We start from the raw sequence: 19,085 nt of genomic DNA on the forward strand, positions 1-19,085 counted from the left end.
CGAAAGACCCCGGGGCACGGGGTCCGCGCGGTGCCTCCCCCCGCGCGGCGCCCGGGGCCCCGGCCGGGACGGGCCCCGTACATCCCATGGTGTGCGGGGCCCGTCCCTTTTTCCGGTTCCCACCCGTGTCACTCCGGCCGCCCGCCCCGGTCGGCCTGGTTCCGGTTAGGCTGCAACGGCCATACCGACAAGGTGAGTTGACGCGAAGGGGCGGGCACATGGGCGTGGCGATCCGGGCGGCGGACGAGGGTGACCGAGAGCTGGTCGTCCGGCTGCTGGACGAGGCGTTCCAGGACGATCCGGTCAGCAGCTGGGTGTTTCCTGGTGACGAGTACCGCCGTACGACACACCACAAGCTGATGGCGGCGTTCACGGACACCGTGCTCGCCGAGGGGCGCATCGACATGACCGAGGACGGCACCGCGTGCGCGCTGTGGCTGTCCATGCCCGCCGGCGACCACTCCGAAGAGAAGCCCCAAGCCGGGGCCGGGGACGAGGACGACGCGGTCCGGCTGCGTGAGGCGGTCGACCCGGAGAACGATCGCGTGGAGAGGATCGCCCGGCTGGTGGCCGAGTCGCACCCCGCGGACCACGCCCACGCATACCTGTGGATGATCGGTGTGGCACCGGGGCGCCAGGGCGAAGGCCTCGGCACCGCGCTCATCCGGCATGTCCTCGATCGCTGCGACCGCGAGGGCCTGCCCGCCTACCTGGAGGCGAGCAGCGCACGCAGCACCAGGCTGTACGAACGCCTCGGCTTCGCCTTCACCGGCCGCACGCTCGACCTCCCGGACGGCCCCCGGATGTGGCCGATGTGGCGCGAGCCGCGCTGAATCCGGTCCACGAGAACGCGCCGGGCGCCGTACCGCCCTACCCTGAAGGCATGGGCAGCGAGGGCCATGTCTGTCCGTCGTGCGGGCAGCCCGTCGCCACGGTCGTACGGCGCCACAAGACGCTGGGCGCCTTCGTCCCCGTATGGCGCCCCGGCCCCTGCCGTAATCCGAAGTGCCCGGCGCACGTGGCGCAGGAGTCCGAGGAGACGCCCCGGGACGAGCCCGGCGGACCCGTCACAAAAGAGCCCGGGACGACCGCGTAGCGACAAACCGGGAGCGGACGCATGAAGTACCTGGTCATGGTGCAGGGCACACAGGCGGACTACGAGGGCATGCGCGGCAAGGCGTCCCCGCACGCCCCGGCCTGGAGCAAGGAGGAGCTGCAGGCCATGTACGCCCACATGGGTGCCATCAACGACGACCTGGCGAAGACCGGCGAGCTGATCGACGGGCAGGGGCTGGCCGAACCCGCACGGACCCGGTTGGTCACCCTGGGCAAGGACGGCAGGACCGAGATCACCGACGGGCCGTACGGCGAGACCAAGGAGGTGCTGGCCGGCTACTGGGTCCTGGAGTGCAGCAGCCTGGAGCGCGTCACGGAGATCGCCGAGCGCGCCGCCCGGTGCCCCGGCCCCGAGGGGATCACCAACTACCCGGTGGTGATCCGGCCCATCCTGGACGGCGCCGGGGACGTATGAGCCGTACGGATTAGATTGACGGCATGCCCGAACCCCTTGTGCACCTCACCGAACGCTCCCTGTGGGAGGCGGCCCGCGCGACCGGAACCTACGAGTGGTCGACCCGCGGCCGCACCCTCCAGGAGGAGGGCTTCATCCACTGCTCACTGCGGCACCAGGTCCCGTCCGTGGCCCGCTTTGTGTACGGGGAGTACGACGGGCCCGACGAACTGGTGCTGCTGGTCATCGACCCGGAGCAGCTGACGGCCCCCCTGCGCTACGAGGCCCCGAAGCCCGGAGGCGAGGAGTTCCCGCACGTCTACGGGCCGATACCGGTGTCCGCCGTGGTCGATGTGGAGGCCTGGGACGGCGGGTCGGCGGCACCGGCGTGACGGAGGCGGGGGGACACCGCCGGGCATGGTGGTGGGCGGTCGGAGTGTGGGCAGCACTGGTGCTGGCGGGCGGCGGCCTCACGCTGTGGCTGCAGGGTGAGAACGAGCCTGATCCTCCGGCCCGCTGGGAGCGCGCGCCGACGCCGCTGCTGTCCGCCGATGTACATGGGACGTCGTGCCCGACGCCTGCCACGGAGCCGACGATCGTGCTCTGCGCGTACACCGCCAGGTAGGGCGAGCCCGGGCGGTGACCGCGCCGCCCGCGACCGTTCAGCGCGGCAGACCGCCCGTCCAGGGGTCGCGGCCCGTCAGGCAGTACGTGCCGCCCGCCGGGTCGCACATCACGGTCCAGTGCGGGCCCGCGGCCACGAACGTGGCGCCGAGACCCTCGTGCCAGGCCCGGGTCGCGTCGATGTCCGCGCACGCCAGGTCGAGGTGGGCGGAGGTGGGGCGGTCGTGGCCGAGGCGTTGCAGGAGGATGCGCACGGGGAGGGCGGCGGACGGCCTGACCACGTGGAACTCCGGCAGGGAGCCGGGGAACGACTCCCAGCCGGTGAGGTCGCCCCAGAAGGCGACCTCGGCGTCGAACGCGGCCGGAGCGAGGTCGAGGCACACCTGGTCAAGTCGGCTCGCCGCGCCGCCGGGCCCCTCGACCACGGGCGGCCGGACGGACTCGCCGTGCCAGGGCACCGCGCAGAACAACTGGCCGCCGGGAGAGCGGAGCACGGCCCAGCCGCGATGGCCGGCGACGACGGCCGCACCGAGCCGCCGCGCCGTCGCCACGAGCCCGGCCACATCCTCGACGGCGAGATCGAGATGAGCACCGCCGCCCGCCGCCACGGCCTGCGCCTTCACACACGCATCGCCCGACTCAGGCACCAGCGTCACGAACTCGGCCCGCTCTCCCCGCGGCTCGGACAGCTTGGTCCCGGTGACGGCGGTCCAGAAGTCACCGGCCGGGCCGAACTCCCCGGAGGGCCGGTCGACGAAGGCGTACGTCCAGCGGATCGGTTCGCTCACGAGGCGCGGGGCTCATTGAAGCGCAGCATGTTGCCCGCCGGGTCGCGGAACGCGCAGTCCCGTACCCCGTACGGCTGGTCCATGGGTTCCTGGAGGACCTCCGCGCCGGACGCCTCGACCCTGGCGAAGAGGGCGTCGACGTCCTCCGTGGAGAAGATCACGCCCCGCAGGAGGCCCTTGGCGAGCAGCTCCACCATCGTCCGGCGGTCGGCGGGGGAGGCGTCCGGGTTCGCGTCCGGGGGTTCCAGGACGATCTCCACGTCCGGCTGGAGCGGTGAGCCGACCGTCACCCAGCGCATGCCCTCGAAGCCGACGTCGTTCCTGACCTCAAGGCCGAGGACGTCCCGGTAGAAGGCCAGCGCCTTGTCATGGTCGTCCACAGCGATGAAGCACTGCGAGAGTTTCACGTCCATGACGCCACACTAGATCTGCGTGCGCGGATCCGTCTGTGTATTCGGCGCTCGCCCCCGCACTGGCCGGGTCATCCGCTTTGCCACGCACGGCGGTATCACCGCCCCCTGCTCGTGCTTCCGCGCCCGGTACGCGCTCGGCGTCTCGCCCACCAGCTCCGTGAAGCGCGAGCTGAACGACCCCAGCGACGTGCACCCCACGGCGAAGCAGACCTCCGTCACGCTCAGGTCGCCGCGCCGCAGCAGCGCCTTGGCCCGCTCGACGCGGCGCGTCATCAGATAGCTGTACGGCGTCTCCCCGTACGCCGCGCGGAAGCTGCGCTGGAAGTGTCCCGGCGACATCAGCGCCGTGCGCGCCAGCGTCGGCACGTCCAGCGGCTGCGCGTACTCACGGTCCATTCGGTCGCGCGCCCGCCGCAGCCGGACCAGGTCGTCCACATCCACGTCCACAGCATGGCACGCACCACCGGCAACGGGGGCCGCTACCGGACAGATGCGGCGGCCGCCACAGGGTCGCGAAAGTCCCCGGCAAGATCCACTGGGCACGCTCTAACCTACTCGGGTGACGACCGAGCTGACGTTCCTCGCGCGGGTGTCCCATCGTGGCCGGGAGCTCAGCGGACCCCGGTTGTGCGGACTGCTGGCGCTGCTCGCCGACGAGCCGCGCGCCGGGTGCAGCGCCGCCCGGCTGGTCGACGGGCTGTGGCCCGACGAGCAGCCCGAGAACCCCACCAAGGCGCTCCAGGTGCTCGTCTCCCGGGCCCGTTCCCAGCTCGGCTCCGACGCCATCGCCGCCACCGCCGCCGGCTACCGGCTCACCCTGGACGTCGAGGCCATCGACACGTCCGCCGTCCTGCTCGCCGCCACCCGCGCCGGCCGCGCCGCGCGCGACGGGGACCACACCGCCGCCCTCGCCCACGCCGAGGCCGGCCTCGCCCATTGGGACGGCCCGCCCGGCGACGACACCCCCGACGACCCGGTCTCCGCGCTGCGGGCGGCGCGCGCGACGACGTACACGGCCCTGGTGCGCGCCCGCGCGCTCGCCCTGGCACGCCTCGGCCGGCACCCCGAGGCGGTCGAACCGCTCACCGCGCTCGCCGCCGGTCATCCACGCGACGAGGAGATCCTCGCCGAACTGCTGCGCTGCGAGGCCGCGACCGCCGGACCCGCCGCCGCACTGGCCCGCTACGACGCCTACCGCCGTGCCCTGCGCGACGACCTCGGCACCGACCCGGGCCCCGCCCTGCGCACGGTCCACCAAGAGCTGCTGCGCGACGAGGCGCCGAGCGTGCGCCGAGGCATCCCGCACGAGCCGAACCCGCTGCTCGGCCGCGCCGACGACATCGCGTCCGTGACCGGTCTGCTGCGCACCTGGCGTGTTGTGTCGGTCGTCGGCCCGGGCGGCCTCGGCAAGACCCGTCTCGCCCAGGTGGTCGGCCGCGAGGCCGAGCAGAAGGGTGTGCACTTCGTCCCGCTCGCCGGGGTGACCAGCGACGACGACGTGACCGCCGAGGTCGCCGCCGCCCTCGGGGTCGGCGAGGTCGTGCACCCGGACCTGCTCACCGGTATAGCCGGCGCCCTCGGCCCCGGCCCTGCCCTGCTCGTCCTCGACAACTGCGAACAGGTGGTGCGCGGAGTCGCCGACCTCGTCCGATCCCTGGTCTCCCTCACCCGCGACCTGCGCGTCCTCACCACCAGCCGGGCCCCGCTCGGACTGAGCTCCGAATCGGTGTACCTGCTTCCGGAGTTGAGCCTGGAGACCACCATCGAGCTGTTCGGGCAGCGGGCGCGCGCCGCCCGGCCAGGCGTCGAACTCCCCGCCGGCCCCGTCGAGGAGCTCTGCCGCCACCTCGACGGGCTGCCCCTCGCCGTCGAACTGGCCGCCGCCCGGGTCCGCGTCATGTCCGTCCCCGAGATCGCCCGCCGCCTCGACGACCGCTTCGCCCTGCTGCGCGGCGGCGCCCGGGACGCGCCCGAACGGCACCGCACCCTGCTGGCCGTCGTCGACTGGAGCTGGCATCTCCTCGACGAGACCGGGCAGCGGGCCCTGCGCGCCCTGTCCGTCTTCCCGGACGGCTTCGGCGCGTACGCGGCGGAGCAACTCCTCGGCGACAGCGATGTGCTGGAGGACCTGGTCGACCAGTCGCTGCTCAAGGTCGCGGACACCCCGTCGGGGGTGCGCTTCCGGATGCTGGAGACCGTACGGCAGTTCAGCACCGCCCGGCGCGATAAGGCGGGCGAGACCGAGCGGGTCATTGGTCAGTTCCTCGCCTGGGCCCGGGAGTTCGGGCTCGCCCACCACGCGTCCGTCCTGGAGGCGGACTCCTTCGTCGACCTGGACCCGGTCCGCGCGGAACAGGACAACCTGCTGCACGCCTTGCGCCTGGCGCTCGCCCGCGACGAGGCGCCGACAGCCGTGGCGTGCGCCGCCGTCCTGGCCGGTCTGTGGAACATCGAGTCCCGCTTCACCCGCATGGTTGCGCTGATTCAGGAGACCGGCCACCTCCTGAGCCACTTCCGGCCCGAGCCCGCGCTCGTGGAGGCCACCCGGACGGCCGCCGCGCTGTTCGCCGTCGACCTCTTCCTGCTCCAGGGCGACGGCATCCACGCACTGCGGTTCGTGACCGTGCTGCGGCGGCTGCCGCCCGCACCGCCGGACACGGTTGTCCGCGCCGTCGCGGCCGTCCTCGCCGACATGCGCACGGCGCTCGCGCCGGACCAGGGCGTCCCACCGCACAGCGCACCTCTCGTCGCCGCCGTCGTCGAGACCGTCACCGGTTACGTACGCGAGGCACGGGGCGACATGGAGGGCGCCCTCGCCGCAGCCGACCGCATGCTCGACGCCGTCAAGGACGACAGCCGTCCCGTCGTCCTGCTCCTCGCCCACTCCCGCATCAGTGAGCTCAGTCTGAAGCTGGAGCAGGGCGAGCGGGCCAGGCACCATCTGCGGGTCGCACTCCACCTCCAGGAGCGGCTCCTCGGCCAGGGCTCGGAGGAGGTCGGGATCCGCTTGGCGCTCGTCATGGCGTGCCTGCTGCTCGGCGAGGTCGACGAGGCCCAGTACTGGCTGGAGTTGTCGGTGTCGCAGCAGGACATGGACGACACCTACGGCCAGGCCACCTTCCAGCGCGGTGTGCGGGCCGAGATCCTGCTCGCCCGGGGCGACACCGAGGCGGGGCTGCGGATGTGGCGCCGGGCCGCCGAACCGTCACCGGCGGCCGAGCGGCCGGTTCTCGGCGCCGAGCCGGTCGGCCTCGAGGCATGGACCCTGGAGGTGCAGGGCGTCGCGGTCATCGCCCACGCCCAGCACGGCCGGCTCGACAAGGTGGCGGACCTCGTCGGCGAACTCCCGGGCAAACTGCGGACGCTGCTGTCCGGACCTGCCGTCGACCGGCCCGCTTACGCGGCCCACCTCGCCATCTGCGGGGTCCTGCTGCTCGCGCTCGCCCTGGTGGAGCTGGACCGCGGCGCCCCGGCCTCGGCGGCCCGGCTGCTTGCGCTCGCCGAGCGCTGTCGTCTGCTGCCCACCTTCCAGCCGACGATGTCCTCGGCCCGCGTCCGGGAGGCGGCGGAGAACGCCGACAGGGCGGCTTACGAGGACGCGGTGTCCACGTATGCCGCCCTGGAGCGCGAGGAGTTGCGGGTCAAGGCGTTGGAGCTGCTGGACGCCTCGGAGAACCGACGGTGACCGTACCCCCTCTCCCGGCTCACGCCTTGTCATAGGCCGACCGGGACCGGAGGTAGCCGTAGACGGTGAGCCCGACGCACCAGGCGACCGCGATGATCCCGCTGTTGCCGATCTCGGTGCCCATGAGCAGGCCGCGCAGGGTGTCGTTGATCGGGGTGAAGGGCTGGTACTCGGCGAACCAGCGCACGGCCGTCGGCATCGAGTCGGTCGGGACGATCGCGCTGCCGAGGAAGGGCAGGAAGGTCAGCGGGGTGGGGGCGTTGCTGGCCGCCTCCACGGTCTTGGCGCGCAGCCCCATGGAAACCGCCAGCCAGGTCAGGGCCACCACGACCAGGGTCAGCAGACCGGCGGCGGCGAGCCACTCGACGGGTGTGGCGTTGGGGCGGAAACCGGTGAGCAGGGCGGCACCGATGACCAGGACGATGCTGAACAGGGACTGGATGACGCCGCCGAGGAAATGGCCGTTCAGGACGGCCGCGCGGGAGATCGACAGCGTACGGAAGCGGTTGACGATGCCCTGGGTCATGTCGGAGCAGACGAACACCGCGACCGAGACACATCCGTAGGTGGTGGCCATGAGGATGATGCCGGGCGTCACGTAGTCGACGTAGTGGCCGTGGGCGCCGGGGCCGACGCCCGCGCCGAGGGCGTTGCCGAAGACGTAGACGAACAGCAGCAGCAGGACGACCGGGACCGCGACGAGCTGGACGGTCATGGCCGGGTACCTGATCGCGTGCTTGACGTTGCGGCGCAGCATGGTCGCCGAGTCGGTGACGGCGTAGGAGAGGGAGCTCATCGGTGGGCCTCCTTGCGGGCGGCGGAGCCGGTGGTCGTGGTCGGGGCGGCGGTGTTGGTGGTCGTGGTCGGGGCGGTGGTGGTCCCGGCTTCCGTCGTCAGGGCGAAGAACACGTCGTCGAGGTCGGGGGTGTGCACGGTCAGGCTCTCCGCCTCGATCGACTCGACCTCCAGCCAGTCGAGGAGGGACTTGAGCTCCCGGGTGCTGCCGTCGCTGGGGATCTGCAGGGTGAGCGCCTCGTCGTCGTGGGTCATGCCGTCCAGGGCGCCGACCGCTCGTTCGTACGTGGCCGGGTCCGCGAAGCGGAGCCGTACGTGGCCGCCCGGTACGAGCCTTTTCAGCTCCTCGGCGGTGCCCTCGGCGACGAGTCGGCCGCCGTTGAGGACGCCGATGCGGTCGGCGAGCTGGTCGGCCTCCTCCAGGTACTGGGTGGTGAGGAAGACGGTGACCCCGTCCGCGACCAGCTCTCGCACGATCTGCCACATGGCGTGGCGGCTGCGCGGGTCAAGGCCGGTGGTCGGCTCGTCGAGGAAGATGATGCCGGGCTCGCCGACCAGGGTCATGGCGAGGTCGAGGCGCCGCCGCATACCGCCGGAGTAGGCGGTGGGGAGCTTCTTCGCTGCGTCCGTGAGCCCGAACCGTTCGAGGAGTCCGGCACTGCGGCGACGCCCTTCCTGCTTGCCGAGGTGGTGCAGGTCGGCCATGAGGATCAGGTTCTCCTCGCCGGTGAGCCTGTCGTCGACGGCGGCGAACTGTCCGGTGACCCCGATCTGCGCGCGGACGGCGCGCGGGTCGTGGACGGGGTCGTGCCCGCCGACCCGGATGTCCCCGCCGTCGGCGGCGGTGAGCGTGGAGAGGATCTGGACGGTGGTGGTCTTGCCGGCGCCGTTGGGGCCGAGGAGCGCGTAGACGGTGCCCTCGCCGACGCTCAGGTCGAGCCCGTCGAGGACGACGTGGTCCCCGTAGGCCTTCCGCAGCCCGGTCGCTGTGATCGCGTGTCGTGTCGTCGTCATGGGAGGAGCGTGCGGGCGGCCGCATTCAGCGCGGTTTCACGGTGGTTTCACGGGGGCGGGCGGGGCGGCTTCGGGATGAAACCGGCCGGTCAGGGGCGGCGTGCGCACCTTGCAAAACCCGAGGCGGGCAAGCTCGCGGAGCTGACACGATGCCCTGCATGGACCCGACCCGCTCGCATGCCGTCGCGATGGCTGTCGATCAGGCGCGCCGCCTGGTCGCGGACCGTTGTCCGGACGCCCTGGCAGCCGTGCTCGGCGGCTCGACGGCCCGCGGCCGGGCGACGGCCACCAGCGACCTCGATATCGCCGTACTGCTCCCGGACGGGGATGTGACGCGCCGTGAGACGCTCCGGCACGAGGGGCGCCTCGCAGAGTTGTTCGCGCACACCCGGGCCGGCCTCGCGGAGATCCTCGCGTCGGACCGTGCCGGACGCCGCGGGACGATGCTGTTCATCTACGCCGAGTCGATACCACTGCACGACCCGCACGGGTATGCCGCGGCACTGCGCTCCGAGGCGCGCGCCCAGCTGGAGCAGGGTCCCGACCCGCTGACTCCACAGGAGCGCGACCTCGAGCGCTACCGGCTCACCGATCTGCTGGACGATCTGGCCGACGTTCGCGACCGGCATGAGCAACTGGCCGTGGCTGACCAGGTACTGGTTTCCGCCGCCCTGCTGCTGACGGCCCACCGCCGCGCGTGGCGAGGCGGCGGCAAGTGGCTTCCCCGCCGCCTGGTCGCCGCCGACCCGGTGCTGGGCCGCGCCCTGCTCGACGCCCGCCTCACCGTCGTCGAACACGCGGACCCGGCACCGCTGACCGCCGTGGCGTACGAGATCCTCGATCTCTTGGGCGGTCCGCTACGGGAGGGCCACTCCCGTATCTGGCACGGCGCGGACAAGGGGGCCTGACATGGGGTTCATCGGCGAGACCTGGCAGCTGGTGGCCTGTCGTACTGGCACCGAGGCGACGACGGGGTACCGACAGGGTCTCGACGGCGGTCGAGGTCGAGTTCGCCGATGGACAAGTCGCCGGGCGAAAAAGACCGCACCCGGACCGTCAAGGACGCCATGCTCGGCGGCTGGCGGACCGGGTCCGGTGAAGGGGACGCTGCAACCAACGTAATCGCAGGTCAGATGGCATGATCGAAGATCAGGCTTTCTTGGTCTCCTAGTAATGGGCCAGGTCGGTGACCTGCGGGGATCTTTCCTGTGGGGCGCTGACCTGGTCTTTTGGCGATTGGTGGCGATGGGGTGCGACGGTCTTGAGCGGGTGTCTTGCGGACTGTGTGCGGACTGCTGGGCCTCCCGCTAGGAGTCGCCACCGTCGGCACGTACGGCGAATAGCACCCGTTCCAGGGTGGCGATGCGTGGATCCTCGTCGCGACCGGCTCTTTGGGCTAGGTCTAGCAATGCTTCGAGTTCGTCTTGCGCGGCGCGTGGGTGTCCGGCCTCCCACAGCAGCTGGGCTCGCCGGTAGCGTAGGTCCCAGACAGAGTCGTGGTCCGCACCTCGTGTGTGGCCCCAGCCTTCTGCCACAATCCCGAACTGCTCAGCACTTGCTGCTGGCTGCTCCGCTCTGCTCAGGCTCTCACCGAGGTTTTTGCGTGCTGTCAACGTCTCAGGGTGATCAGGCCCAAGTGTGCGGGCCCGACGCTCTACGACGTCTCGAAACCGTGCAATGGCCTCTGTGAGCTCTCCTTGGTTCCCTAGCGCCATGGCCAGGTTGTGGTTCATCGTCAGAGTTTCTGGATGGTCGTCTCCGAGTGCCTTGCAGCATGCCGCCAGTGCCTCGCGGTACTCCGTCTCCGCTTCGGCGAACCATCCTTGGTGGCCGAGCAGGAAGGCTAGGTTGCCCCAGATGGACAGGGTCTGCCGATGGTCGGGTCCCATGACGCGCCTGCATGCCGAGAGGAGTTCGCGGTACGCGGCCTCGGCTTCGGCGGTGGCTCCCCTGTCGTCCAAGATACGGGCGAGGGAAAGCCGTGTGGCGAACGTCTCGGGATGCTCGGGCCCGAGCCTACGCTGCTGGATCTCCAGAATTGCCGACTGTTCTTCCTCTGCCTCGCCGAGATTGCCCTGGATACGCAGTACCACAGCGAGGTTGTGGCGAAGCGTCAGTATGAGGGGCTGGTCGTTCAAGTGCTTGTTGGCAGCGCCCCTGAGTGCCTCGCGGTAGACCGCCGCCGCTTCTTCGAACTTTCCAAAGTCCTTCAGGGCAACCCCGAGGCTATTTCGGGCGGTGATTGTGTCGGTATGTGCCGGACCAGACCGCTGAAGCTCCTCGTCGGCGATTTCTCGCAGCTGGCTAATAGCCTCGCGCAATCTTCCGCGCGCATGGAGAACGGTCACGAGATCGTGCTGGACATCCGAGCGTCCGGGGTCATTTTCGGGAAGAGCGCTCAGCGCGCGGTGCAACTGTTCCTCTGCTTCGTCGAAGTGTCCCTGCTGCATTAGGAGGACACCAAGCGAGGAACGGGCACGCGCGACGTTCCGGTGTGAGCCGCCGAGCGTACGCTCCTGAAGATCCAGGACGTTGCGCATCTCAGATACCGCATCGTCCGTTCGTGCAATGCGACCCAAAGACCTGGCCCACTCGAAACGGGCATTGAGCGTGACCGGATGTTGCTCACCGTGGCGTGCGATCGCTGCCTCTAGGATCGCCTTGTACTCCGATTCAGACTGGGTCAACTCACCAAGCGAGCGCAGCGCCGCAGCATGGCTGTTGCGACCGACGAGCACATTGGGATGGTCATCGATGAGTTGCTCTCTCTGCGCTGCGGTCAACTCAGCAAAGATCGCTGCTGCGCTCTTTGCGTCGAGTTCCCCTTTACCAGTCGGTCGGTGACCTGTTCGCCGCCCATGTCGATCTCGCCCGCGGCCACATGCTCCTCGGCGACCTGGACGGCACCGAGGCGATGCTCGGCTTCGTCCTCGACTCTCCGCCGGAGCGCATGTCGGCCAGTATCGTGCGTCGGCTCACCGCTCTGGGCCAGGAACTGAGCGGGCCGCAGTACGGTGGAGCCGCGCAGGCCGTACACCTGCGCGAACGACTCCAGCACACGGCCGTCCTTGCGGCCGCACCTGCCGCCCACCCTCCGGAGTTGCCGACGTGACCGAACTGTCCGCCGCACACGACGCCGCCGTCACCGACCGGGGCCGTCTCGCCGGAAGTGCCTACAGCAACGACCGGGATCTGGCCGCCCGCCAGTCGCTTTATCAGTGGCAGACGCCCCGTTACGACCTGCCAGGCATCGTCGCCGAGCAGCTGAGGGGCGTGAACGGGTGCGTGGTCGATGTCGGCTGCGGCAACGGCAAGTTCATCCAGCGGCTCCGCCAGGACCGGCCAGACCTGACTCTGCTGGGCCTGGACATCGCTCCTGGCATCCTCGCCGGTGTCCCTGGCCCGGTCGCCGTTGCGGATGCCACCCGCTTGCCGCTCGCCACGGGGAGCGCCGAGGCCGCCTTGGCGCTGCACATGCTCTACCACGTCTCGGACATCCCTCAGGCGGTCAGGGAGCTGTCGCGCGTGGTCGCCCGTGACGGGCTGCTGCTCACCTCCACCAACAGCGATCGGGACAAAGCTGAACTCGACGACTTGTGGCAGCGGGCCGCCGGCGACGTGCTCGGCACCGGACGCGGCCCGGCCCGCATCTCGCTCAGCGCCCGCTTCTCCCTGGAGAAGGCCCCGGCCTTCCTGGGGGAGGAGTTCGGCCGCGTCGAGACGATTGAACTGCCCGGCACCATCACCGTCCGCGACGCCGAACCCGTGGTTGCGCACATGGCCTCGTACCAGGCATGGGCGGACCAGCACGACGTGCCCTTCGAGGCCACGATCGAGCGGGCCCGCACCATCCTGGACGAACACATCTCCCGGCGTGGGGCGTTCGAGATCCACTGCCGGGGAGGCATCCTCGTCTGCCGCCGTTAGCGGCGGCGGGCACGTTCCGTTTGGTGCCCGCGCGTCGGGGTGGGGACGGGCTGTGGTGCCGACGTAACCGTCGTGGTGCGGCGGGTGCTTTGCGTGCGGGCCGCTTGTGCACGCCGGTTCGGCTGGGCAGTGATGCGCCAAACGAGGGCGAGCCCCTCAGCTACCGCCGCTGGGAGACGGAGTGGAACTGCGCCCGCAGGACGCTCCAGGCGGCGGAGAGCGAGGCGGCCGAGCGCGAGGGCCGCAAGCCCGTCGAGCTGCCCCACATGGTGACCCACGACCTGCGCCACTTCTTCGCCTCTGCGCTTATCGCCGGCGGAGCGAGCGTCAAGCAGGTCCAGCTGGTCCTCGGCCACGCGTCCGGCGTCATCACGCTGCGGATCTACGCCCACCTCTGGCCGGGTGAAAAAGGCCGCACCCGGACCGTCATGGACGCCGTGCTCGGCGGCCTGTGGGCCGGGTGCGGACAAGGAGACACTGCAACCAACGTAATCGCAGGTCAGAGGGCATGATCGAAGATCAGGCCTTCTTGGTCTCCCAGAAGATCTTGTCGATCTGGGCGATGTAGTCCAGCGCCTTCTGGCCCGTCGCCGGGTCCGTCGACGCCTTGGCGGCCGAGAGGGCCTTCAGGGCGTCGTTGACCAGCTGGTGCAGCTCCGGGTACTTCTCGAAGTGCGGGGCCTTGAAGTAGTCGCTCCAGAGCACCGAGACGTGGTGCTTGGCGAGCTCGGCGCGCTGCTCCTTGATGACGGTGGCGCGAGCCTGGAAGTGCGGGTCGTCGTTGGCGGCCATCTTCTCCTGCACGGCCTTCACCGACTCCGCCTCGATGCGGGCCTGGGCCGGGTCATAGACGCCACAGGGCAGGTCGCAGTGGGCGCTGACCTTGACCTTGGGGGCAAACAGGCGGGAGAGCATGAAGCTGTCCTTCCTCGTGATCGTCTTCTCAGGTGGGACATTACTCCGTGGGGGACGGGTTTTCGCGAGTGCCCCCATGGGCTTACGACAAAAGTCCAGGGTGAGACTGGGACTGGTGGAGGATCGGACCGGGGAGGTGCCGGTGATGCCGGAGCTGTCACAGGAGACCGAGCGTACGAGGGCCTTGCTGCCGTTCGGGGCGGCCGAGGTGACGGGACCGTCCATGGTGCCCACGCTGCATCACGGGGACCGGCTCCTCGTCCAGTACGGGGCGCGTGTCCGGCCGGGGGACGTCATCGTCCTGCGGCACCCCTTCCAGCAGGACCTGCTGGTCGTCAAGCGCGCCGTGGAACTGCGCGAGGGCGGCTGGTGGGTGCTCGGCGACAATCCGTACGCGGGCGGGGACAGCACCGACTACGGCACCGTTCCCGAGGAGCTCGTCCTCGGGAAGGTGTGGTTCCGTTACCGGCCGTTGAAGGAGGGTCAGCGCTCGCCGCTCACGCTGGTGCGCTGGGTGCTCTCCGCAGCGCGGCCCGTGCTCTCCGACCGGTCCGCCTCCAGGCGTTTGCGGGCGCGGTAGGCGGCCACGTTCGCGCGCGTGGCGCAGCGGTCCGAGCAGTACCGCCGGGAGCGGTTCGTCGAGGTGTCGAGGTATGCGTTGCGGCAGGGGGCCGCCTCGCACAGGCCCAGGCGGTCCACGCCGTATTCCGTGAGGTGGAAGCCCAGGCCCATCACGGCGATGGCCGCGTAGCCCGCGGTCGCGTTCGACGGGTGGTCCGCGAGGTGCATGTGCCACAGCGGGCGGCCGTCGTCGTCCCGGTGGTCGTGCCCGGAGATCTGCGGGCTCACCGGGAACTCCAGGAGCAGGGAGTTCAGCAGGTCCACCGCGAGCGTCTCGTCGCCCTGGTCCGCCGCCTCGAAGACGGCGCGCAGCCGGGCCCGGACCGAGCGGAACCGGGTCACGTCGGCGTCGGTGGCTCGGCGGGCCGCCGACTGGTTGGCCCCGAAGAGGTCACGGACGGCCTCCACCGAGGTGAGCGAGTCCTTGCCCCGAGCCGGTTCCTCGCTGTTCACGAGGCGGACGGCATAGTCGGAGTAATAGGCCAGTTGCACTTGTGGTCCTTACGAGGCGGCTCTATCGTCGTGGGTGCGGTCACGTAACAGATGATCGTGGTTCCAGGGTATTACGCAGTCGAGTGAAGAAGGGGCTTCCATGACCACAACGGCCGGATCCACGGCGGGCACCGACTGGCAGGCATGGCAGGAGAGCTGGGACCGGCAGCAGGAGTGGTACATGCCGGACCGCGAGGAACGCTTCCGGATCATGCTCGACATGGTCGAGGCCCTCGTGGGGACCGAGCCGCGCGTCCTCGACCTGGCCTGCGGCACCGGCACCATCACGGCCCGGCTTCTCGCCCGCTTCCCCAAGGCCACCAGCACCGGCGTCGACCTCGACCCCGCGCTGCTCACCATCGCCCGGGGCACCTTCGAGGGCGACGGCCGCGTCACGTTCGTCGAGGCCGACCTCAAGGACCCCGACTGGCCCGCGCGGCTGCCGTACGGCGTGTACGACGCGGTCCTCACGGCCACGGCCCTGCACTGGCTGCGCGCCGAACCCCTCGCTGCCCTCTACGGTCAGGTCGCGGAACTCGTCCGCTACGGAGGCGTCTTCATGAACGCCGACCACATGATCGACGACACCACACCGCGGATCAACGCGGCCGAGAGCACCCAGCGGCACGCCCGCATGAATCAGGCCATGCGGAACGGTGCCCTCGACTGGGCCGAGTGGTGGGCGCTGGCCGCCAAGGACCCCGTACTCGCCGCGCCGACCGCCCGCCGCTTCGAGATCTACGGCGCCCACGCCGACGGCGAGATGCCGTCCGCCGCGTGGCACGCGCGCGTACTGCGCGACAAGGGCTTCACCGAGGCCCGCCCGGTGTGGTGCTCGCCGTCGGACACGCTGCTGCTCGCGCTCAAGTAGGTTCCTCGCGCGTCCGGTTGAGGCGGTACGCAAAAACCGTCTGGCAGACGCCCCCGCAGAAGGCTGTGCAGCCCGCGTACAGCGGCGCCGAGCTGAACGCACGCCCGCTCCTGAAGGACGGAACCCTGCTGATGAACATCCCCGACTGGACGGGCTTCCTCGGTCAGGGCTCCCAGGGCCCGCTGCTCAAGACGTACCCGCTGACCCGCGCGCAGCTGCACGAACTGGCCCTGAAGAGCGAGCTGTTGCCGTAGGGCAGCAGTAGGGGAGCAGACGAAAGGGGCGGTACGGGGATCCCGTACCGCCCCTCATCGTCCCTACCGCTACAGCACCTTCGACAGGAACGACTGCGTCCGCTCGTGCTGCGGGTTCGTCAGCACATCCCGGGGGTTGCCGGACTCGACCACCACGCCGCCGTCCATGAAGACGAGCGAGTCGCCCACCTCGCGGGCGAAGCCCATCTCGTGGGTGACGACGACCATCGTCATACCGGACTCCGCGAGGTCGCGCATGACGTCGAGGACGTCGCCGACCAGCTCCGGGTCGAGGGCCGAGGTCGGCTCGTCGAACAGCATCAGCTTCGGGTCCATCGCGAGCGCCCGGGCGATGGCCACGCGCTGCTGCTGGCCGCCGGAGAGCTGCGAGGGGTAGTGCCCGGCCCGGTCCGCCAGGCCGACGCGCTCCAGGAGCTGCATCGCGCGCTCCTTGGTCTGGGCCTTGCTCGCGCCCTTGACCTGGACCGGCGCCTCGATGACGTTCTCCAGAGCGGTCATGTGCGGGAACAGGTTGAAGCGCTGGAAGACCATGCCGATGTCCCGGCGCTTCAACGCGACCTCACGGTCGCGCAGCTCGTACAGCTTGTCGCCGTGCTGCCGGTAGCCGACCAGCTCGCCGTCCACGTACAGCCGCCCGGCGTTGATCTTCTCCAGGTGGTTGATGCACCGCAGGAAGGTCGACTTGCCGGAGCCGGAGGGGCCGATGAGGCAGAACACCTCGCCGGACTTCACCTCCAGGTCGATGCCCTTGAGGACCTCGACCGCACCGAAGGACTTGTGGACGCCCTCGGCCTTCACCATGAGGGTGCCGGACCCGCTGTTCTTGACGGTCTTCTCGGTCATGCCGCGACCTTCCTGCTCGAGAAGGACGTCAGATGGGCCCTTACCTTCTGCCACGGGGTCGGCGGCAGCTGCCGGCTGGAGCCGCGCGCGTAGTACCGCTCGATGTAGTACTGGCCGACGCTGAGGACCGACGTCATGATCAGGTACCAGGCGGCCGCGAGGAAGTACATCTCCACCGGGGCGCCGGAGGTCTGGCCGATGTCCTGGGCATAACGGAAGAGCTCGGGGAACTGGACGGCCGCCACGAGCGAGGTCGTCTTCAGCATGTTGATCACTTCGTTGCCCGTCGGCGGCACGATCACGCGCATCGCCTGCGGGATGATGATCCGCCGAAGCGTCTTGCCGTGGCTCATGCCGAGCGCGTGGGCCGCCTCGGTCTGGCCCTCGTCGACCGCGAGCAGGCCGGCGCGGCAGATCTCCGCCATGTACGCCGCCTCGTTCAGACCGAGGCCGAGCAACGCCGTCAGCAGCGGCGTCATGAAGTTCGACCAGTAGTCCTTGTAGAACGGCATGAGGTTGACGTACTCGAAGACCAGGCCCAGGTTGAACCAGAGGAACAGCTGGACCAGGACCGGGGTGCCGCGGAAGAACCAGATGTAGAACCATGCGATGGACGAGGTCACCGGGTTCTTCGACAGGCGCATCACCGCGAGGATGATGCCGCCGACGATGCCGATCAGCATGGACAGGACCGTCAGCATGAGGGTCTTGCCCACACCGGTCAGGATGCGGTGGTCGAAGAAGTAGTCCGGAACCGCATGCCAGTTGATCTTGCCCTGGCCGAACGCGTAGATGATCGCGGCGAGGACCGCGATCGCGATGACGGCGGAGACATACCGCCCGTAGTGCCGGACCGGGATGGCCTTGATGGCCTCCGGACCGGCCGGGGGAGTGTCCTGCGGGCCCGCCGTCTTGTCGATGTCAACAGTCACGGGTGTTGCCTTTCAGTGGCCGCGGGGGTCGCGGTCACTTGCCGCCGTTGATGGCGGACTCCTTCACGGCGCCGTCCTCGGCGCCCCACTTGGCGAGGATCTTCTGGTACTCCCCGCTCTTGATGACCGCGTTCATCGCGGCCTGCAGGGCGTCACGCAGCTGGGTGTTCTCCTTGGAGACCGCGATGCCGTACGGTGCGGCCTCGACCTGCTGGCCGACGAGCTGGAAGTCCTTGCCGCCGCCCGAGGTCTTCACCGCGTACGCGGCGACGGGGAAGTCGGAGGACGCCGCGTCCACGCCGCCCGAGCGCAGCCGGGTCTGGGACTGCTGGTCGTCGTCGAAGGCCTGGATGGTGAGCTTCTTGCTGCTCGGACACTTCTTGGCCTCGGCCTTGGCCAGGTCCTCCGAGACGGTGCCGCGCTCCACGGCGATCTTCTTGCCGCACAGGTCCGTCCACGAGTTGATGCCGCCGGTGTCGCCCTTGCGCGTGTAGATGGAGACGCCCGCGGTCAGGTAGTCGACGAAGTCGACGCCCTCGCCGACCTTCTTGCCGGTGTCGGGGTCGACACCGTCCTGGCGGTTCTTGTTGTCGGTCATCGCGGACATCGCGAGGTCGTAGCGCTTGGAGCGGATACCGGTGAGCAGGGCGTCGAAGGTGCCGTTCTGGAACTCGAACTTCACGCCGAGCTGCTTGCCCATGGCGTCCGCGAGGTCGGGGTCCAGGCCGACCGTCTTGCCGGAGGTGTCCTTGAACTCGACCGGCGCGTACGCGATGTCCGAGCCGACCTTGATGACGCCGGCCTGGCGGATCGACGCGGGGAGCTTGTCGGCCAGCGGGGCCGACGCCGAAGCGCTGCTGCTGGAGCTGCTGCTCTTGCTCTTCGTCTGGTCACCGCAGCCCGTGAGCACCAGGGTGCCCGCGACCGCGATTGCGCCGACCGCAGCTATCCGGGAGCGCGTGGCGGTCGTACGACGGGTGGAGCTTGCGGTCATGGTGGGTTCCTCCGGCGGGATGGGTTGTGCCGATGGTCGACGAGAACACACACCATCGGGTGTCGCGACCTCGTGTATTCGAGGCATCTTGCCATTCGGACTCAGGCATTCAGGGGACTCGCTATGTCAAAATCGGATAACGGGTGACCCCCGAACCGCCTCGGATGGCCTACCAAGGCCGCACCTTGTGCGGGAATCCCTCATTCCGGCCGGAAGATCTTCGGCACATCTCACGATGTGGTTGATCACGAGTCCGCACACGTGATCATGTGAGGACGTGCTAGGGACTTGTCCACATTTTCGGCCATGAGTCATCTCACCGGCGTGTGACCTTCGCGCTATCGACTCGTCCCGGACACCATCCGTCCGGTAAGAAGGTTCGTTAC

At 69.8% G+C, this 19,085-nt stretch carries 22 protein-coding genes and 1 pseudogene; 12 read left to right on the forward strand and 11 right to left on the reverse strand.

Going from position 1 to position 19,085, the window contains the following annotated elements:
* Positions 1–218: 218 nt before the first annotated feature.
* From ABT186_RS38730 to ABT186_RS38745, 4 genes are read left to right on the forward strand one after another with little or no spacing between them, the layout of a single operon-like run.
* Positions 219–833 (forward strand): GNAT family N-acetyltransferase, encoded by a 615-nt coding sequence (locus ABT186_RS38730; protein WP_351221640.1) that lies wholly within the window; start codon positions 219–221, stop codon positions 831–833.
* A gap of 50 nt (positions 834–883) precedes the next feature.
* A complete protein-coding gene (locus ABT186_RS38735) occupies positions 884–1,096 on the forward strand; it encodes a hypothetical protein (RefSeq protein ID WP_351221641.1) in 213 nt (70 codons plus the stop codon).
* 21 nt (positions 1,097–1,117) lie between these two features.
* A complete protein-coding gene (locus ABT186_RS38740) occupies positions 1,118–1,531 on the forward strand; it encodes a YciI family protein (protein ID WP_351221642.1) in 414 nt (137 codons plus the stop codon).
* 23 nt (positions 1,532–1,554) lie between these two features.
* The gene (locus ABT186_RS38745; RefSeq protein WP_351221643.1) at positions 1,555–1,902 is read left to right on the forward strand and encodes a DUF952 domain-containing protein; all 348 of its coding nucleotides are present in this window, start codon (positions 1,555–1,557) and stop codon (positions 1,900–1,902) included.
* A gap of 270 nt (positions 1,903–2,172) precedes the next feature.
* Here ABT186_RS38745 and ABT186_RS38750 read toward each other — a convergent pair whose 3' ends face one another.
* The 3 genes from ABT186_RS38750 to ABT186_RS38760 are packed head-to-tail and all read right to left on the reverse strand — an operon-like array spanning position 2,173 to position 3,776.
* Entirely contained in the window at positions 2,173–2,922 is a 750-nt protein-coding gene (locus ABT186_RS38750; protein WP_351221644.1) for a VOC family protein, read from the reverse strand.
* On the reverse strand, positions 2,919–3,335 hold the full coding sequence (locus ABT186_RS38755; RefSeq protein WP_351221645.1) for a VOC family protein: 417 nt from the start codon (positions 3,333–3,335) through the stop codon (positions 2,919–2,921). Before ABT186_RS38755 ends, ABT186_RS38750 begins: the two co-directional genes overlap by 4 nt.
* A 9-nt stretch (positions 3,336–3,344) precedes the next feature.
* Positions 3,345–3,776, reverse strand: a complete 432-nt coding sequence (locus tag ABT186_RS38760) for a helix-turn-helix domain-containing protein (RefSeq protein WP_351221646.1) — start codon at positions 3,774–3,776, stop codon at positions 3,345–3,347.
* Positions 3,777–3,894: 118 nt separating this feature from the next.
* On the opposite strand from ABT186_RS38760, the gene ABT186_RS38765 reads away from it, so the two are divergent.
* On the forward strand, positions 3,895–7,020 hold the full coding sequence (locus ABT186_RS38765; RefSeq protein WP_351929100.1) for an ATP-binding protein: 3,126 nt from the start codon (positions 3,895–3,897) through the stop codon (positions 7,018–7,020).
* 19 nt (positions 7,021–7,039) lie between these two features.
* Here ABT186_RS38765 and ABT186_RS38770 read toward each other — a convergent pair whose 3' ends face one another.
* Together ABT186_RS38770 and ABT186_RS38775 are read right to left on the reverse strand one after the other, a co-directional pair.
* Entirely contained in the window at positions 7,040–7,816 is a 777-nt protein-coding gene (locus tag ABT186_RS38770; protein ID WP_351221648.1) for an ABC transporter permease, read from the reverse strand.
* On the reverse strand, positions 7,813–8,829 hold the full coding sequence (locus ABT186_RS38775) for an ATP-binding cassette domain-containing protein (RefSeq protein WP_351221649.1): 1,017 nt from the start codon (positions 8,827–8,829) through the stop codon (positions 7,813–7,815). Before ABT186_RS38775 ends, ABT186_RS38770 begins: the two co-directional genes overlap by 4 nt.
* A 158-nt stretch (positions 8,830–8,987) precedes the next feature.
* Here ABT186_RS38775 and ABT186_RS38780 point away from each other — a divergent pair, with 158 nt between their 5' ends.
* The gene (locus tag ABT186_RS38780) at positions 8,988–9,737 is read left to right on the forward strand and encodes a nucleotidyltransferase domain-containing protein (protein WP_351221650.1); all 750 of its coding nucleotides are present in this window, start codon (positions 8,988–8,990) and stop codon (positions 9,735–9,737) included.
* 399 nt (positions 9,738–10,136) lie between these two features.
* On the opposite strand, the gene ABT186_RS38785 is transcribed toward ABT186_RS38780, so the two are convergent.
* On the reverse strand, positions 10,137–11,612 hold the full coding sequence (locus tag ABT186_RS38785; RefSeq protein WP_351929102.1) for a tetratricopeptide repeat protein: 1,476 nt from the start codon (positions 11,610–11,612) through the stop codon (positions 10,137–10,139).
* 26 nt (positions 11,613–11,638) lie between these two features.
* On the opposite strand from ABT186_RS38785, the gene ABT186_RS38790 reads away from it, so the two are divergent.
* The 3 genes and pseudogenes from ABT186_RS38790 to ABT186_RS38800 all read left to right on the forward strand — a co-directional run.
* The gene (locus ABT186_RS38790; RefSeq protein ID WP_351221652.1) at positions 11,639–11,941 is read left to right on the forward strand and encodes a hypothetical protein; all 303 of its coding nucleotides are present in this window, start codon (positions 11,639–11,641) and stop codon (positions 11,939–11,941) included.
* Positions 11,938–12,756: a class I SAM-dependent methyltransferase gene (locus ABT186_RS38795; protein WP_351929104.1), complete on the forward strand. Its 819-nt coding sequence runs from the start codon at positions 11,938–11,940 to the stop codon at positions 12,754–12,756. The genes ABT186_RS38790 and ABT186_RS38795 overlap by 4 nt, the downstream gene beginning before the upstream one ends.
* A 143-nt stretch (positions 12,757–12,899) precedes the next feature.
* A pseudogene (locus tag ABT186_RS38800) lies at positions 12,900–13,268 on the forward strand (tyrosine-type recombinase/integrase); the annotation flags it as partial.
* A 7-nt stretch (positions 13,269–13,275) separates the two neighbouring features.
* On the opposite strand, the gene sodN reads toward ABT186_RS38800, so the two are convergent.
* Positions 13,276–13,671 carry a superoxide dismutase, Ni gene (gene sodN / locus ABT186_RS38805; RefSeq protein ID WP_067129094.1) on the reverse strand — a complete coding sequence of 132 codons (396 nt, stop codon included), beginning with the start codon at positions 13,669–13,671 and terminating at the stop codon, positions 13,276–13,278.
* Positions 13,672–13,816: 145 nt separating this feature from the next.
* Here sodN and sodX point away from each other — a divergent pair, with 145 nt between their 5' ends.
* Positions 13,817–14,251, forward strand: a complete 435-nt coding sequence (gene sodX, locus ABT186_RS38810) for a nickel-type superoxide dismutase maturation protease (RefSeq protein ID WP_351221654.1) — start codon at positions 13,817–13,819, stop codon at positions 14,249–14,251.
* On the opposite strand, the gene ABT186_RS38815 is transcribed toward sodX, so the two are convergent.
* On the reverse strand, positions 14,155–14,784 hold the full coding sequence (locus ABT186_RS38815) for a CGNR zinc finger domain-containing protein (RefSeq protein ID WP_351221655.1): 630 nt from the start codon (positions 14,782–14,784) through the stop codon (positions 14,155–14,157). The two genes, sodX and ABT186_RS38815, sit on opposite strands and share 97 nt — an antisense overlap.
* Positions 14,785–14,884: 100 nt before the next feature.
* On the opposite strand from ABT186_RS38815, the gene ABT186_RS38820 reads away from it, so the two are divergent.
* Positions 14,885–15,655, forward strand: a complete 771-nt coding sequence (locus ABT186_RS38820; protein WP_351221656.1) for a class I SAM-dependent methyltransferase — start codon at positions 14,885–14,887, stop codon at positions 15,653–15,655.
* A gap of 65 nt (positions 15,656–15,720) precedes the next feature.
* Positions 15,721–15,909, forward strand: a complete 189-nt coding sequence (locus ABT186_RS38825) for a hypothetical protein (RefSeq protein ID WP_351929106.1) — start codon at positions 15,721–15,723, stop codon at positions 15,907–15,909.
* Positions 15,910–15,978: 69 nt separating this feature from the next.
* Here the strand turns inward: ABT186_RS38825 and ABT186_RS38830 are convergent, their stop codons facing one another.
* Genes ABT186_RS38830 through ABT186_RS38840 form a run of 3 tightly spaced genes read right to left on the reverse strand, consistent with a single transcriptional unit; the run spans position 15,979 to position 18,699 of the window.
* A complete protein-coding gene (locus ABT186_RS38830) occupies positions 15,979–16,731 on the reverse strand; it encodes an amino acid ABC transporter ATP-binding protein (protein WP_351221697.1) in 753 nt (250 codons plus the stop codon).
* 38 nt (positions 16,732–16,769) lie between these two features.
* Positions 16,770–17,705, reverse strand: a complete 936-nt coding sequence (locus ABT186_RS38835; RefSeq protein ID WP_351221658.1) for an amino acid ABC transporter permease — start codon at positions 17,703–17,705, stop codon at positions 16,770–16,772.
* A gap of 34 nt (positions 17,706–17,739) precedes the next feature.
* Positions 17,740–18,699, reverse strand: coding sequence for an ABC transporter substrate-binding protein (locus tag ABT186_RS38840; protein ID WP_351221659.1), 960 nt, complete (start codon positions 18,697–18,699; stop codon positions 17,740–17,742).
* Positions 18,700–19,085: the final 386 nt, after the last annotated feature.

This window comes from Streptomyces sp. NPDC001634 (assembly GCF_040298185.1).
In the GTDB taxonomy this organism is placed as follows: domain Bacteria; phylum Actinomycetota; class Actinomycetes; order Streptomycetales; family Streptomycetaceae; genus Streptomyces.